The organism is Acinetobacter sp. yr461, from assembly GCF_900110445.1.
In the GTDB taxonomy this organism is placed as follows: domain Bacteria; phylum Pseudomonadota; class Gammaproteobacteria; order Pseudomonadales; family Moraxellaceae; genus Acinetobacter; species Acinetobacter calcoaceticus.
The window spans coordinates 210,646-225,414 of record NZ_FODU01000003.1 but is presented as its reverse complement, the minus strand read 5'-3'; the positions used below and the strand labels follow the sequence as shown (position 1 = coordinate 225,414).

Annotated in this window: 11 protein-coding genes and 1 pseudogene; 2 read left to right on the top strand and 10 right to left on the bottom strand. The window is 37.0% G+C overall.

Annotated features, from left to right (window positions below):
- Positions 1–6 precede the first annotated feature (6 nt).
- The 7 genes and pseudogenes from BMW38_RS07405 to BMW38_RS07370 all read right to left on the bottom strand — a co-directional run bounded on the left by BMW38_RS07405 (position 7) and on the right by BMW38_RS07370 (position 7,360).
- The gene (locus tag BMW38_RS07405) at positions 7–1,035 is read right to left on the bottom strand and encodes an alpha/beta hydrolase (RefSeq protein ID WP_092706969.1); all 1,029 of its coding nucleotides are present in this window, start codon (positions 1,033–1,035) and stop codon (positions 7–9) included.
- Positions 1,035–2,156: a YdcF family protein gene (locus BMW38_RS07400; protein WP_092706967.1), complete on the bottom strand. Its 1,122-nt coding sequence runs from the start codon at positions 2,154–2,156 to the stop codon at positions 1,035–1,037. The genes BMW38_RS07405 and BMW38_RS07400 overlap by 1 nt, the downstream gene beginning before the upstream one ends.
- Before the next feature lie 4 nt (positions 2,157–2,160).
- Positions 2,161–3,195, bottom strand: coding sequence for a UDP-N-acetylmuramate dehydrogenase (gene murB / locus BMW38_RS07395; RefSeq protein WP_092706965.1), 1,035 nt, complete (start codon positions 3,193–3,195; stop codon positions 2,161–2,163).
- 13 nt (positions 3,196–3,208) lie between these two features.
- Entirely contained in the window at positions 3,209–3,718 is a 510-nt protein-coding gene (locus tag BMW38_RS07390; RefSeq protein WP_092706963.1) for a low molecular weight protein-tyrosine-phosphatase, read from the bottom strand.
- A gap of 1,950 nt (positions 3,719–5,668) precedes the next feature.
- Positions 5,669–5,758, bottom strand: a pseudogene (locus BMW38_RS19590) (HK97 gp10 family phage protein); the annotation flags it as partial.
- Positions 5,759–5,814: 56 nt separating this feature from the next.
- Positions 5,815–6,651: a DUF4882 family protein gene (locus tag BMW38_RS07375; RefSeq protein ID WP_092706957.1), complete on the bottom strand. Its 837-nt coding sequence runs from the start codon at positions 6,649–6,651 to the stop codon at positions 5,815–5,817.
- A 397-nt stretch (positions 6,652–7,048) separates the two neighbouring features.
- A complete protein-coding gene (locus BMW38_RS07370; RefSeq protein ID WP_092707160.1) occupies positions 7,049–7,360 on the bottom strand; it encodes a YcgJ family protein in 312 nt (103 codons plus the stop codon).
- 348 nt (positions 7,361–7,708) lie between these two features.
- Between BMW38_RS07370 and BMW38_RS07365 the strand changes: the two genes are divergently transcribed.
- Positions 7,709–8,866, top strand: coding sequence for an iron-containing alcohol dehydrogenase (locus BMW38_RS07365; RefSeq protein WP_092706955.1), 1,158 nt, complete (start codon positions 7,709–7,711; stop codon positions 8,864–8,866).
- Positions 8,866–9,300, top strand: coding sequence for an acyl-CoA thioesterase (locus BMW38_RS07360; RefSeq protein ID WP_092706953.1), 435 nt, complete (start codon positions 8,866–8,868; stop codon positions 9,298–9,300). Before BMW38_RS07365 ends, BMW38_RS07360 begins: the two co-directional genes overlap by 1 nt.
- Positions 9,301–9,348: 48 nt before the next feature.
- Here BMW38_RS07360 and BMW38_RS07355 read toward each other — a convergent pair whose 3' ends face one another.
- The 3 genes from BMW38_RS07355 to cpaB form a co-directional block, all read right to left on the bottom strand.
- Positions 9,349–11,577 carry a phosphocholine-specific phospholipase C gene (locus BMW38_RS07355; RefSeq protein ID WP_092706951.1) on the bottom strand — a complete coding sequence of 743 codons (2,229 nt, stop codon included), beginning with the start codon at positions 11,575–11,577 and terminating at the stop codon, positions 9,349–9,351.
- A 315-nt stretch (positions 11,578–11,892) separates the two neighbouring features.
- Complete coding sequence (locus BMW38_RS07350; RefSeq protein ID WP_092706949.1) at positions 11,893–13,992, bottom strand: DNA polymerase III subunit gamma/tau; 2,100 nt, start codon at positions 13,990–13,992, stop codon at positions 11,893–11,895.
- Positions 13,993–14,114: 122 nt separating this feature from the next.
- Entirely contained in the window at positions 14,115–14,750 is a 636-nt protein-coding gene (cpaB, locus tag BMW38_RS07345) for a metalloprotease secretion chaperone CpaB (RefSeq protein WP_092706947.1), read from the bottom strand.
- Between the last annotated feature and the right edge of the window lie 19 nt (positions 14,751–14,769).

Genomic DNA, 14,769 nt, shown 5'->3' with positions numbered 1-14,769 from the left:
TATTTTTTAATAATAAAAATGTTTTGGTTTCGCATGTAAAAAGGCTGGAATCAATCCTGTTAAAGCCGCACGTATATCTGCACGTTCATTAATTAATTGATGTGAACCTTCTTCAAGCATTAATAGCGTTTGAAGCCTAAATTTACGACGAATAAATTCAATGTTGTAACGCCAGTCTACAGTCTGATCGAGAGCACCTTGTGCAAGCCAGACAGGGATACGGCAAGCGGGCCGTTCTTCCATTTCCTGCATCCATTTTGACATTGCCAAAATCCAGTCCATCCCCATCATCCGAGGTTGCAATGGATCTTTTAAGCGAACAAAACGCAAGAATTCAGGATTATGATTATTACGTCTAAAGTGTCTTGGTACTTGGCGTTTAATACGGCGAATAATGCCTAACCCGACCGGATTATGCCACCATGCGGTTTTTGCAGGGCGAATCAAAGGAGAAAGTAATAAGACTCTATCTACAATTGGATCTTGGCGTTTTTCAGCATATTCTAATAAATGATGCATCCAAATTGCCCCGCCCGTGCTTTGTCCAATTCCCACCCAAGGTTTAGGCAACTGATCTGCATGTTTCACATATTGATAAACCGCCATCAGTACTTGTTGATAGTGATCAAAATTTTGAATACTTGCTGGTGAACCATTGCTTAAACCATGCCCTGGTAAATCGTAGGTAATAACACTAAAACCTTGTTCAAGAATTTCACGAATGATGGGCTGATAAATACCGCTATGCTCAAGATAGCCATGTAACAAACAGACGGTACCTTGTATTTTGTCTATTTTAGGTTTGAAAACCTGCACATGTAAGCGAAATAAAGGCATTTGAACATAACCCTGCCAATGGTCACATTCAAGTAAATGCAAACCATACAATTTGCGGTAGGCCAGCAAATCTCGCGATGGTTCCTCTAATGTATTTAAATTGAGGGGACTTAAAACCTGTGGCGTAAGATCACGGTTGGGAACCGGCAAATCTAATTGTTTTAATACGGCAGGATTGAGAAATGGGATATCTGACATTAAGGTACCTCTCGACAATCACTTGAGCCAAACAACATGTCGCGAATTGTCGCAAGTAATTCATAATTCGCACGACGGCTATGATCGTAATTTTGCACACTTGGTTGCCAACGTGTTAGTGCTGTTGGCATTGGAGCCACAACAGGAATTGTTTCTATGCCATTTAAAGCAAATAGTCGACGTGTACGCGGCATATGATATTCATCAGTAACCAACATAACCGTAGGAGCGCCCCCTTTCTTCTGAAGCAACAGAGAGCTAAATCGTGTATTTTCACATGTATTCATACTACGTTTTTCTAATAGTTTTGCTTCCACCCCACGCTCTTTTAACCAAGTTTGCATATAAGGCGCTTCAACACCGCTAAGTACAATAGGAAGATGACTTTGTTTTTCAATTTCTAAAGTTTTTTCCAAGCGTAAGCGTGTGTAGCCATTAACAACAATATCTTTACCATTTTTATCTAAGGTTAATCCTCCCCCCAATACAACAATTGCATAAGGTTCTGATAACTTTTTAGGTTGCACTGGTAATGGATTTTTACGCACATATTCGATTTTCTGTTCAGGTTCACTAACAGCTTTTTGATGCTCTGGTACTTCAGGTTTTCTTGCTAAAAACTCAGTATATTGCTCTGTAAGTGCTTTATTTTCCGAACTATTAATAAAGAGAGCTTCATCAATGGGAGCACTTGCTTCATCGGCAGCATCAATTTCTGAGTTTTTAACCACTAAAGGAACCGTTACAGAAGCGGCTGCCTCTGAATCTTGTTCCTTTTCTTCTAAAAGAATAATTTGCTGCAAAGCCTTATAGTTTTCTTGAAGATAGGTCAGATCTGTTGTCTTTTTTTCACGTAAAGCTTTTTCAGTCAGCTTTAAATATGCTTGACGAGCAATCCATAGATTTGAGCCTGGTTCTAAATTGTCATGCTCACTTAATGCAGCCTGTCTCTGGCTTTCAGCAGCGACTTGATTAACATCAACCGGTACAAAATAATTAAGTCCAGCCACAATTAATTTTGAATAAAACGGCGAATATAAAAAAACCACGAAACAGCCCAATAGTAAAAATAGCACGGTGACTACTTGTACTAAACGTACCATTAAGTGTACTTGTGGCATAAAACTATTCCGTATGATTTTCAATTAAACCTAAACTGTTATAAAGCACAGGCTCTGGTTCTAACATAATATGGAAACGCTGATCAACATCATGTTGTACAGCCTGATAAGTTTTCTTTACATCAGTAAGAGATGCATTGGCATAATTGACCAAAACCAATGCCTGTTTGTAAAACATACCCACCATATCAAGTTGTTTACCTTTCCAACCCACCTGATCAATTAACCATCCTGCTGCAATTTTAACGTTTCCACTCGCTTGAGGATAATGTGGAATTGTTGAGAATTGTGTGACTAACTGCTCAAACTCTTGAGGATTAACTATCGGATTTTTAAAGAAACTTCCTACATTTGGATATTCTTTTGGATCAGGTAACTTACTTTGACGAATATGAATGACTTGATTTTGTAAATTTTCGGCAGTCTGATTATCTCCAACTGCTTGCTTCAAATCACCATAGTTAAGCTTTAAATGGGGATGTTTAAGCAATTTAAAAGTCACATGCGTAATGATATAACGGTTCGGATCATCTTTAAAAATGCTATGACGATAGGCGAAATGGCAGTCTGCTTCTAAAATTGTCTGAGTTTGTTTAAGTTTACGGTCATACACTTGTACCGACTCAATAAACTCACCTACTTCTACCCCATAAGCACCAATATTTTGTACTGGTGAAGCACCAACTAAGCCTGGAATAAGTGCTAGATTTTGCAAGCCAAACCAATTTTGCTGAGTACTGTACAAAACGAAATCATGCCAGACTTGGCCTGCACCGACATTAACTCGAACAAAATCATCATCGTTAGATAAAACTTCGATACCTTGAATATCTAGATGAATAACCAACGCATTGATCTGTTGCGGCAGTAGCATATTACTACCGCCCGATAATACAAGTACATTTAAATTATGCTGTTCAGCAAAACCCAAAGCTTCCTCAATATCCTGAATAGTTTGGACTTTGGTGTAGTGAGACGCTGTTGCATCTAAACTCAAAGTATTGAATGGCTTAAGCTGTACCTGATTTTGAATTTGCATTGTATTAAAAAACCTACTCATAAACATTCAATTGTTTTTTTAAAATATTAATCCATGCCAAACTACTGGACTCGCATTGATTGAGTACACGTTCAAAGCCTTCAGCTCCGCCATAATAAGGGTCAGGCAAGGCTTGTTGTGGATATTCAGGATCATGCTCGCTCATTAAAGCTACTTTTGCACGAATTTGATGAGTCCCAAACTGAGAAACTGCACTTTGTAGCATGTCATGAATGTCATTAAAGTTTTGATGATCCATTGCCAAAATCAAATCAAATTCTAAAAAGTCTAGAGTTGAAAGCTGTCTTGCACGTAAAGAAGATAAGTTATAGCCTCTTTTTTTAGCGTGCAGCTGACTACGCTGATCTGGTGCTTTATTTGGATGATAATTACTCGTTCCAGCAGAATCGACAATTACATTGAGTTGATGTGCATCACAATAATGTCTAAAAACCACTTCAGCCGTGGGAGAACGGCAAATATTTCCTAAACAGACACATAACACCTTATATTGTGTTTCCATTAGAAATTACTTCCAAATATTTGAATTACATAGAAATAAATATGGTGCATGCAACATCCTGACAAAACTATAAATTATTGTCAGAATTGAATTGACCATTGTGACGTGTTGCATTTTGTCAAAACTCACAGGGCTTGAAAAGGAAAATAATGTTTATCAATAGATTAAAAGTTGATAAATCAGTCGATAAACGATCCGATCTTCTAATTTTTAAGAAAATAATAAAGCCCTCATTAGAGGGCTTTCCCACAGAGGAATAACTTTTTTATATTATTTTTTATTAGGTTAATGCCCCTTCTAAGGACTTTAAGGCAAACAATCAAATTAACATTGTTATTAATCGTATGAGCATATTTTTTAATAGAAGAACAAAAGCCTTCACAATGCAATCTGGTTAGCAATTCAACTATAGAAAAATTGTTCTTGATTAGTTTTTTGTTCACAGATTTCAATGTAGCAATGGTCTTACAAGATAACGCCTTTTACATCGCCTTGGTGATAGTTAGTAAGCAGTACCAAGCACTTTAAAGCTTCTTTATTAGCAGCTAAATTTTAGAGGAACATCTTGCATAATATTCTTTTCTTAATATTTAAATTACAAATACTTAAACTGACTTAATTATGAATTTAAGAAAACATATTTTGATATAAACAAAAACATAAACATAAAAAACTCAACGACTAGGATTTAGCTGCCCTGTAGAATTGCTTTCGATTTTAATAACAACAGTCAATACGGATATGCTCTTATCAATTCCCCGGACTAATAATTTCGACCTCATTCGACTTCTAGCAGCCTGTCAAGTCGTATATATCCATAGTCTAAATCACCTGAAAATAAATGGTTTATTACGTGAATTTTTTGATAAATTTTTACAATATTTTCCTGGTGTCCCAATATTCTTTACTGTCAGTGGATTTCTTATCTTTTGGGCATTTGATCGTAATCATGATATTAAAAAATACAGTATTAATCGAATATTAAGGCTTTATCCTGCTCTATACGTATGCTTATTTATTACAGTTTTACTTCTCATTTTTTTCTCTTCATTTTCTCTACTTACACATACAAGTTTTTATATATGGTTAATTAGTCAATTAACAATTTTACAGTTTTATACACCAGAAATTTTAAAATTCTGGGGTGTAGGTACACCCAATGGAGCTTTATGGACAATTACAGTTGAAGTTCAATTTTACATTCTTGTTCCCATTATATTTTTTCTTATGAAAAAACTAAAAGGAGCATTTTTTTACTTCTTCTTTTTATATTATCCCTTATTACAAACTTCTATTTTGCTGGGCTCGATGAAAATATTATTAAAAAATTAAGTTTTGTATCTATCATTCCTTATCTTTTTAATTTTTTGATCGGTTCATCCTTCTATATTTTTTGGACAAAATTATCTAAATTTATTGAAAATAAGTTTATTGTTTGGTTCACGATCTATGTAGTTTATTTTTTAATATTCGGAGTGTATTTAGGTAAAGAGACACATGCTTATGAGATGAGTAACATTTTCCAAATAATTACAACAGTTTTGCTTTCTTTGGTCACTCTATCATTTGCATTTTCTCATAAAAATCTCAGTGATAAGTTGTTAAAACACAATGACATTTCTTATGGGATATATATTTATTATATGCTTGTTGTAAATACTCTTGTGACCATTGGGTTGTTGCATGAACCAATCTATATATTTCTTACATTCATAGTCACAATAATTTTAGCTATATTAAGCTGGAAACTAATAGAAAAACCAGCTCTAAGTTTAAAGAACAGATTCTAAAAAAAGGCCCTGCAATTTGCAGGGCCTTTTATATCAATAAATTATTCGTTAAATGAATAGAATAGAATAGAAATTATTCATAACTTGTCGAGACTTGCTAAATTCATACGAAGCCCGTCTCCTAAAAAGTGACTATTGGCATCACTAACTTCTATGATTATATAGTTTTCATGGTGATTTTCTTAACTTTGTCTTCTGCCTGTTTAGCTACATCAAAACTAAAACTAGTCGTTTTTTTCTTTCCCCCCATAAATTTCTCCCATAAAAAAACCACTAAAATGAGTGGTTTTTAATTTAATGAAATTCTTAACTGGTACTGCCACAAATATCAGTGGTACCTGTTGGATAGGTAAACTGCATATTTGCTTTATCAGTAATTAGCCGAACTGAAACAGTTTTACCAAGAAATTTAGAGTTGGCATTTGGTGATTGTATTCCTGCCCCTTTAAATCCAATACTTTTTAAAGAGTTTTCAGCAAGTAAGTTAAGGTATCCATAATTAGTACCATTGATGATATAACCTATTTGTTTACTAACCTGATTAAAATAAAGTCCAACTCTAACTTTACCATCTGTTGGTACCGTAACAGGAATTACCTTTCGATCAAGCTCCTTTGCAACTACTGAGCCAGAAGTATCTCTTTTAGTACTTGCTCCCGTGAGAGTCACATAGCTTCCATCAACATAATTTGCATCTTTATTAATTAACCCATAACCAAGATCTAAACTAATTTCATTCTTTAAATTAGAGGCTCCCAATACATTAAAAGCTAACTGTTGAACTTCATGGCTATCTCCTAATGCAATGTTTTTAATATTCAAAACATCAAATATAAATTCTGCAGCAACAATATTTGTTCCTATTACTGACTTATCAACTAAAGTAGTCTGTATAGAAGGTAGGCTTATCATTTTACCTGAAGCTACAATCTGGTCAGCTGGTGTACTTCCTATATAACCAATTGTTGCCGTACCTTTTTGCTCAGAAATACTGATCGGAGACATTAATTTAATCGGTCTCCCTCCTGCTGCATTTACCGCATCGACTTGAGCTTGAGTTGCATCAAAATTATAAGTACAGACAGCATAAGTATTTACTGAAAGTCCACTGCAGATTAATAAACCCAAAATAATTTTATTCATGTAATCTTCCTTTTTTATTTGAGCAAATAGTATAGCTAAGCATTTATAAATATTGATTAAAAACTGATAAGCGGTAATTCAAAAAAAGCTTCTATTATGGAATATCAATATTTAATTTCCACTATAATAAAATGAATGGTCATTCTTTGAGCTTTTAGGCTCATCTGGATGAAATAACTATTTTTAGGTTTTGCTTCTAATGGAGTAGTCTTTAGGCTAATTGGAAACACACCCAAAAACACTAAAAGTAATCAGGCAATTTATTAGATTTTTTCATCACCTAACTTTTTAGATTCATTTTTAATATTTAATAATCGTTTTATTAAAATTCAATTTAAAATATTCATCTAGAAAAAAGCCCAATATTATGGGCTTTTTAGTAAAACTAGGATAAAAATCATTTATTTTTAAAAAGTTTATCCGTCATTTTTCTATCAACTTTACTACGATGTCCATTTTGAAAGTATCGATCGACATGGCATAGTTTTGTTTTGGTATCACAGAACACACCATTTGAGAGTGTGAATGCAGAAGTATCAAAATCGCCTTGAGAGAATGCTTTGTTTGCTTTGTTAGTTCCTAAGTATTTGGCTGTAAGTTTTTTAGATACACCTTTCTTGTCAACGCAGATATATTTGTCACAAATTACACCATTTTTAGGTGAATAGACGCTAGAGCTGGTTTTCGCCATTGCTGCTGAGCTGAGCATTAAACAAGAGCATCCAATAAGACTAAGTACAGTTTTAGAAATTTTCACTTTTGAACCGAATAAAATTATAAATTGTTTGGTCATTATATGAATTAGTAGCCTTCAGGAAAATCTACCGAACAGTATAAATAACAAAAAGCCCACCTTTCCATAAACGTTTAAATACCTTGCATGATCTCCGCCTACCTTCCCCCCTCTACCATATGAAAGTAGTGCTTATCTCATACAACACTCAACATAATCACTTCAGAACTACTTTATTTTAAAGTGTCTTATGCTAAGTTACTTAAAGATTGAATCCTAAAGAACCCTTCTACAATAATGTTCAAGAATAAGGAAATAACGTATATGAGCCATTTTCAATTTCAAACCGTTCCAAATATCATCTCAGGCTTAGGCTCTATACAAGAATTACAGAATGTTTTGTCATCAAAAGCTTACCGTAAGTTGTTACTTGTCACCGATGCAGGCATGATCAAAAACCAGCTACATCTACCCATCATTCAAATTTTAGATACCCTTAATATTGAACATGTCATTTATGCCGATGTTCAGGCTGACCCTCCAGAACAAGTGGTATTAGATGCAGCCAATTATGCAAAACAGCAAAATGTAGACGCCATTATTGGTTTTGGTGGTGGCAGTTCTTTAGATGTTGCAAAAGTAATTGCCTTGCTCGCACACCCCGACCAGACTCAAAGCTTGCAAGACATGTATGGCGTAAATCAGGTAACCACAGCTCGCCTTCCACTCATTTTAATTCCCACTACCGCTGGTACAGGCTCAGAAGTGACCCCAATTTCAATTGTGACTACGGGCGAGACAACAAAAATGGGGATTGTCTCTCCAGTGCTTTATGCCGATGCTGCGATTCTTGACGCGACCTTTACTCAAAATTTACCCGCTCATATTACTGCCGCAACAGGTATTGATGCGATGGTGCATGCCATTGAGGCATATACCTCTAAGCATAAAAAGAATATTTATACTGATATTTTAGCCAAAAATGCTTTGAAGTTACTGAACCATAACTTACCGAAAGTTCTTAAAAACGGAAATGACTTAGAAGCCAGACAAAATATGTTGTTCGGTTCGATGCTCGCAGGTCAAGCATTTGCAAATTCACCCGTTGCCGCTGTGCATGCTTTAGCTTATCCACTTGGCGGACATTTTCATTTATCGCATGGGCATACCAATGCCTTAGTGTTGGTTGAAGTATTAAAATTTAATGCACCAAATGCAAAAAAATACTATGCAGAGCTGATGCAATGGCTCGATCCATATAGTAATGGCAGCACCGATGGTCTGTGTGATCTGTTTATTGACCATATGCAGAATCATTTAGATCGTAGTGGTTTGGTCTTAAAACTTAGAGATTTGGATATTGAAGACTCTAGTCTACCTAAGCTAGCTCAAGATGCCATGCTACAAACTCGCTTGCTACAAAATAACCCTCGTGACATGACAGAAGCTGCTGCTTTGGCAATTTATCAGGCGATTCATTGATGACTAAACCAGTTTTAAAAAACCGCGATCAATTTAAGTTCTTTTTAGATATTCAAACCCGATGGGCAGATAACGATATCTATGGTCATGTGAATAATGTGACTTACTATAGCTATTTTGATACGGCAGCAAATGCCTTACTCATTCAAAAAACAGGTTTTGATATTCATCAATCACAATCAATTGGCTTAGTGGTCGATTCAGCTTGTAGTTTTTTTCAGGAATTATCTTTTCCCGAAATTATTCAAGTAGGTGTTGCTATTGGTAAAATCGGTAACACTTCACTGCGCTATGAACTGGCCATCTTTAAACAAGGGCAAGAGCAAGCTTCAGCTCAAGGACATTTTGTGCATGTCTTTGTTGATCGTGAAACGCGTAAGACCGTTCCAATTTCTGAATCTACTCGTGACGTTTTAGAGAAATTTTTATTATAAAAAATGAGGCAAAAAGAAAATGAGTTGTTCTTTTTGCCTCTTTATCATTTAGATCATTGCTGGGTCACTAAACGAATCTTCACTTGTTTCAACCCGACCAGCAAAGCGTCGATAATAAGACACATCACTTTGGCATGTAATTTCAAAATCATACCAATGTCCTACATCAGCCAAAGCCCAGTGTTGTTTAACGACTTGACCCGCTTTTACGGTAAGTTGTAATGGAGCATCCTGTCTGTATGCACAAGGTTTTACAATCAATATTGCATCCTTAGTCCCATCATTCATAAGCTCAACATACACATCGCCATTAGCAATGTCATAACACACTCGAATTTCAGGTTTAATTCCACTATCGACAAGACGTTGAGTGTCTCCTTTAAAATGACGATGATAACCATTTGGGCCTAACACCCATAAATCATAGCGACCTAAGTTATCTTTTAAAGCATCCCATTCATCATCTAAGGTTTTATTCGGCTCTACAATATAACGCTTCGGAATACGGTCGAGATTGAGCTTGTCATATACATGAAAAACCGCCGCTTGCTGACCTGTATTAGAGAAAATCAATTGCACCTTACCATCCGCTTTACAACGCGCACTGGTATGCAACTCATAAGGCAATGCTCGTGACAGACGTATGCCACTTTGCTGAATCGGTAACTTAATATCTGTCGGTACGGGAACAGCTGGCAGAGCTTCTTGATGCTCTCTTAACTCATCTGCCTGCACACGTGTTTGTTTTCCATTGAGCTGCGGTAGAACATCTGCATTTGGAGTTTTAAAATTAAATGCGCTGGTTAAATCACCACACACTGCACGGCGGTATGGACTAATATTCGGCTCTTTTACACCAAATCGTTTTTCTAAAAACATAAGCACGGACGTATGGTCAAAAACTTGAGAGTTGACCCAGCCACCGCGGCTCCATGGAGAAATCACATATAACGGAACACGTGGGCCTGGACCATAAACGCGCCCATCAGATGTAGGTTGAGAATGACTACCCTCTGGTGCAGCATGATCAAAATATTCATCCTGCATATCGGCACTGCTTAATGTTGATTTCCCTGCGTATTGACCATTTTTAAGTCGAGATGGTGCAGATGGTGATGGTACGTGGTCAAAATATCCATCATTTTCATCAAAATTGATAATCAGTGCTGTTTTACTCCAAACTTCTGGTACAGCAGTTAATGCATCAATTATTTCTTGAATAAACCACGCCCCTTGAACTGGGCTTGAAGGGTCTGGATGTTCACAATAAATTGACGGCGCATTAATCCAAGAGACTTGCGGCAATTTGCCTTCACGAATATCTCGTTTAAAAGCGTCGAGATATTCTTCAGGTTTATTGCCCGGTAGCGTATTTGCGATGCCCTTATATAATGGATTTTTGGCATTATCAGTCACAGCATCATAAGCTTTATACGGTAATTTTTGTCCCGTGTCGGCATATGGTTTGTTTGGTTCACCACCGCTTGCAACCGGATAACCAGATGCGATATTTGCCTTTCTAAATGAGCGGAATGCACCAAGCATATTATCGCCCCATTCATCTGGCATATTTTGATAACAAATCCAGTTTACACCGGCTTCTTCCAAACGTTCTGCATAAGTCTTCCACGTATAACCACGATCTGCCGTGGCTGGATTACCATCAATCCAGTCCCATTCATTGTTTACAAATGAACGCTTGGTCGGTGTCGCCCCATTTGTACCCGTTAAATGATAAGAACGGTTCGCATCTGTTCCAGTGTGCATAGAGCAATGGTAGGCATCACAGATGGTAAAGGCATTTGCAAGCGCAAACTGATATGGAATTTCTTTTTCTTTAAAATAGCCCATTGATATATCGGTTTTATGAGCTGGCCAATTCGCCATACGCCCATTGTCCCAAGCTAACTGACTGTCATTCCATGTATGAGGCGTACCATCTGCACGCTGTGCATTATTGGCTGTGCCATCTAAGTGAAAAGGCGTTAAAACTTGCCCGTTACTTCTAAGCTGCTCCCAAACACGGCGTCCACTTGGTAGAGGAATCGTAAAACGATCAGCAAAGCCTCGAACGCCTTTTAATGTTCCAAAATAATGGTCAAAAGATCGGTTTTCCTGCATTAAAATAATAACGTGTTCGACGTCTTGAATTGTGCCTGTTTTATTGTTTGCAGGAATTGCCAAAGCTTTTTGAATACTAGATGGGAAAGCCGCCAATGCCGCAGCACCAAAGCCCATATTTAAAGAGTAATTTAAAAATTTACGACGTGTAATCATGATCAGGTTCTTTTTATTATTTAAGTTTAAGGAGCACAGCGCATTACAGGCTTTTTACCTGTGTCTGGTGCATTTGAATTATCATTTGATGAGTCGTTACAGCCACTCAGCAAAAGTGCGCTGATCAATAAAAAATATGAATATTTAAAAGAAGTTATTCCCGCGTATTGCCTTTTCATATCTATGCACAATCCATTTAAAATCTAAAATGGCTAACATAGAAAAGTACAATGACAGTGACGTGACCTGAATGTTTCAATCCCGTGAAAAAGCATGGAATTGTATAATTTCCAAGCTCATCACAGGACTAAAAAGTTAAGGCTTTAATTGAATATTTTGTAATTCGCCATCAAAGGTCTCTATAAGGCTTTTAATGACTGGCTGTTGTTGTAATAACTCAGCTGCTCTTTGAAAGGCTTTTTCTTTACGCGCACTTTGAATGATATATGGTGTAGCCGTATTTACAGCACCATATTCAACTGTAAATTGGGTATCAGGCCATTGCTCATTTAATGCATCAATAAGACCTTGTTGTAATTGAGTCAACATATTTTCATATTCTTGAGGAATATGGAAAACTGTATTGCCACCAATTTGACCTGTCATCACACCATGCTGAGCAAGCTCTTGAACGGCTGGAGAAAGTTGACTCGTTCTAAACCAATATTCCCATTTTGCTAGTGTCCACTCGCCTTCTAAGGTTTGCGTGGTTAGCTTCAAAATGTCTTGAGGCATAAGCTGCCCGTTATCAGTTGCACTAACTTCTTTTACAACTTCGACCTTCTCAATCACCTCTGGGTTTTCCACCAGTAACGGTTGCTCGACAACGGGTTTTAAGGCTAAATCATTAGTAACAGGCGTATCTTGGGCAAGTGAAAAATCAGTGCTAGGAGCTTCAAATAAACCTATAGGCTCAGCATTGAAAGCTGGTTCAGGTTCAATACTTCGGGTCTGGGTTTCAGCCTGAACTTGTACTGACTTTTGTTCTGGTACCGGAATAAAATCTTCCTCCAAAACATTACTTGTCTCTTGAACAGACGCTGACTCAAATCCAATTAACTCATGATGATTTGGGTCAAATACCATTAGATCCTGATTAGACTCAGGTTCAGGTTCAGGTTCAGGTTCAGGTTCAGGTTCAGGTTCAGGTTCAGGTTCAGGTTCAGGTTCAGGTTCAGGTTCAGGTTCAACCATAGCGGGTTGGTTAATAACTTCAACTGGCTGCACAGCACTTACAGGAGCAATATCTTGAGCTGTTTGCTGAACTTGCTGATTCACCACAACTTGCTGATTTTGTTGAACAGGCTCTGACACTACAATTTCATTTGGCGTTAGAGGACGGAACGCTAATAAGCGTAAAACGCACATTTCAAAACCTTGTTCTTGCGTCACGGCAAGTTGTAGGTCAGATCGTCCTTTACATGCAATCTGGTAATAAAGCTGTAAATCTTGAGCAGAAATCAGCTTAGACAGTTGCATAATTTTGCGATTGATTTCATCGCTATATTTCAAACTCAAATCAGGCAAATATTGCAAAATTGCCAATTCATGCAATGTCGAAATCAACTGATCAAGTACAAGTGAAACATCGAGCGCTTGATGTCTAAATTGTAATAAAAGCTGACTAACTTTTTCACGTTGGTTCTGATGAATCGCTAAAATCAAATCATAAATAATGGTGCGGTCAATTAGACCGAGCATTTCTTTAACATCTTGATGCTGTACAGCACCCTGACCATAGGCAATTGCCTGATCGGTTAAAGATAACGCATCACGCAATGAACCTTGAGCAGACTCGGCAATTTGCCAAATTGCATCTTGGTCAGAAACAATCTGTTCTTTTTCAAGAATAGTGCCAAGATGCTTTGTAATTTCATCGACAGCTAAAGGGCGCAATGTAAATTGCAAACAACGTGAAATAACCGTAATCGGCAGCTTTTGTGGATCAGTCGTTGCAAATAAAAATTTAACGTGTTCTGGTGGTTCTTCTAATGTTTTTAATAACGCATTAAAGGAATGCGTAGATAACATATGTACTTCGTCAATCAGGTAAACTTTAAAACGACCTTGCGTTGGCGCATAAGGAACGTTGTCTAAAAGTTCACGCGTATCTTCTACTTTTGTTCTTGAAGCAGCATCAATTTCAATCAGGTCAATAAAACGGCCTTCGTTTACCGCTTTACAAGTTGCACAGACTTCACATGGTGTAGAGGTCACACCTGTTTCACAGTTTAAACACTTGGCTAAAATACGTGCAATTGTGGTCTTCCCCACACCACGCGTTCCTGTAAATAAATAAGCATGGTGTAGACGACCGCGTTCCAATGCACTGCTTAATGCACGAGAAACATGGTTTTGCCCCACTAACTCATTGAAATTACGTGGACGGTATTTTCTAGCAAGTACTTGATACATGTATGCTCCTTGTTACAGGCATAAGCATACTTTGTTTTTAAAAGAGAGTGAACGCATAAAGCTCATATCCGTACAGATAAACTGCGAACTATACTCTTTTCTCATCTGAACCATTTATTTGACTAAGGGTGATCATGATGTAACTCCTGATCAGTGACTCCGTCATCCATCGTTTGGACCAACCCAACACCATCTTTAATTTCAGCCGAATAATTTCCTTTCTCGGTAAAAATTTGCATGATCGTATAGTGGTCTTTTTGACTTTGGGTGATGGTAAAGAAATTCTGATTTGGATCTCCCTGATCAAATTTCCCTGTCCACCGAACAATATCTTGGTCAACAGGTTCGATCTCTACAATTTTCCCTGTGCGGTTAATGCCATATTCCAACATTTGAAACTTAAGAGTATCACCCACTTTTTTGAGTTCAATCACGTTTGGATCATACTTAATCACCATGCCTTGTCCATTTTTAATCAATGGAAAATTAACATTAGAAGGTAGCTGATCCTTTTCTATCTCCTTAAAAACAATTTGTTGCTTAGATAATCTTTCTTTCTCTGACGGACTCAGATTCATTGTATTTTGACGAGCAAAACCATTCTGACTTTCAACTTGCTTTAAGCCAAATTTCTCTTGTCGACTATCTACAGATGAAGTTAAAGCAGAAGAACTTTGCTGTGAAAATGCGAGCCAGATGAGAACTGCTAGCGCTAAACAAGCGATAGCAGTCCCTATTAACAATTTATTTTTTTTCATTATTTACAGCTAAAAATAG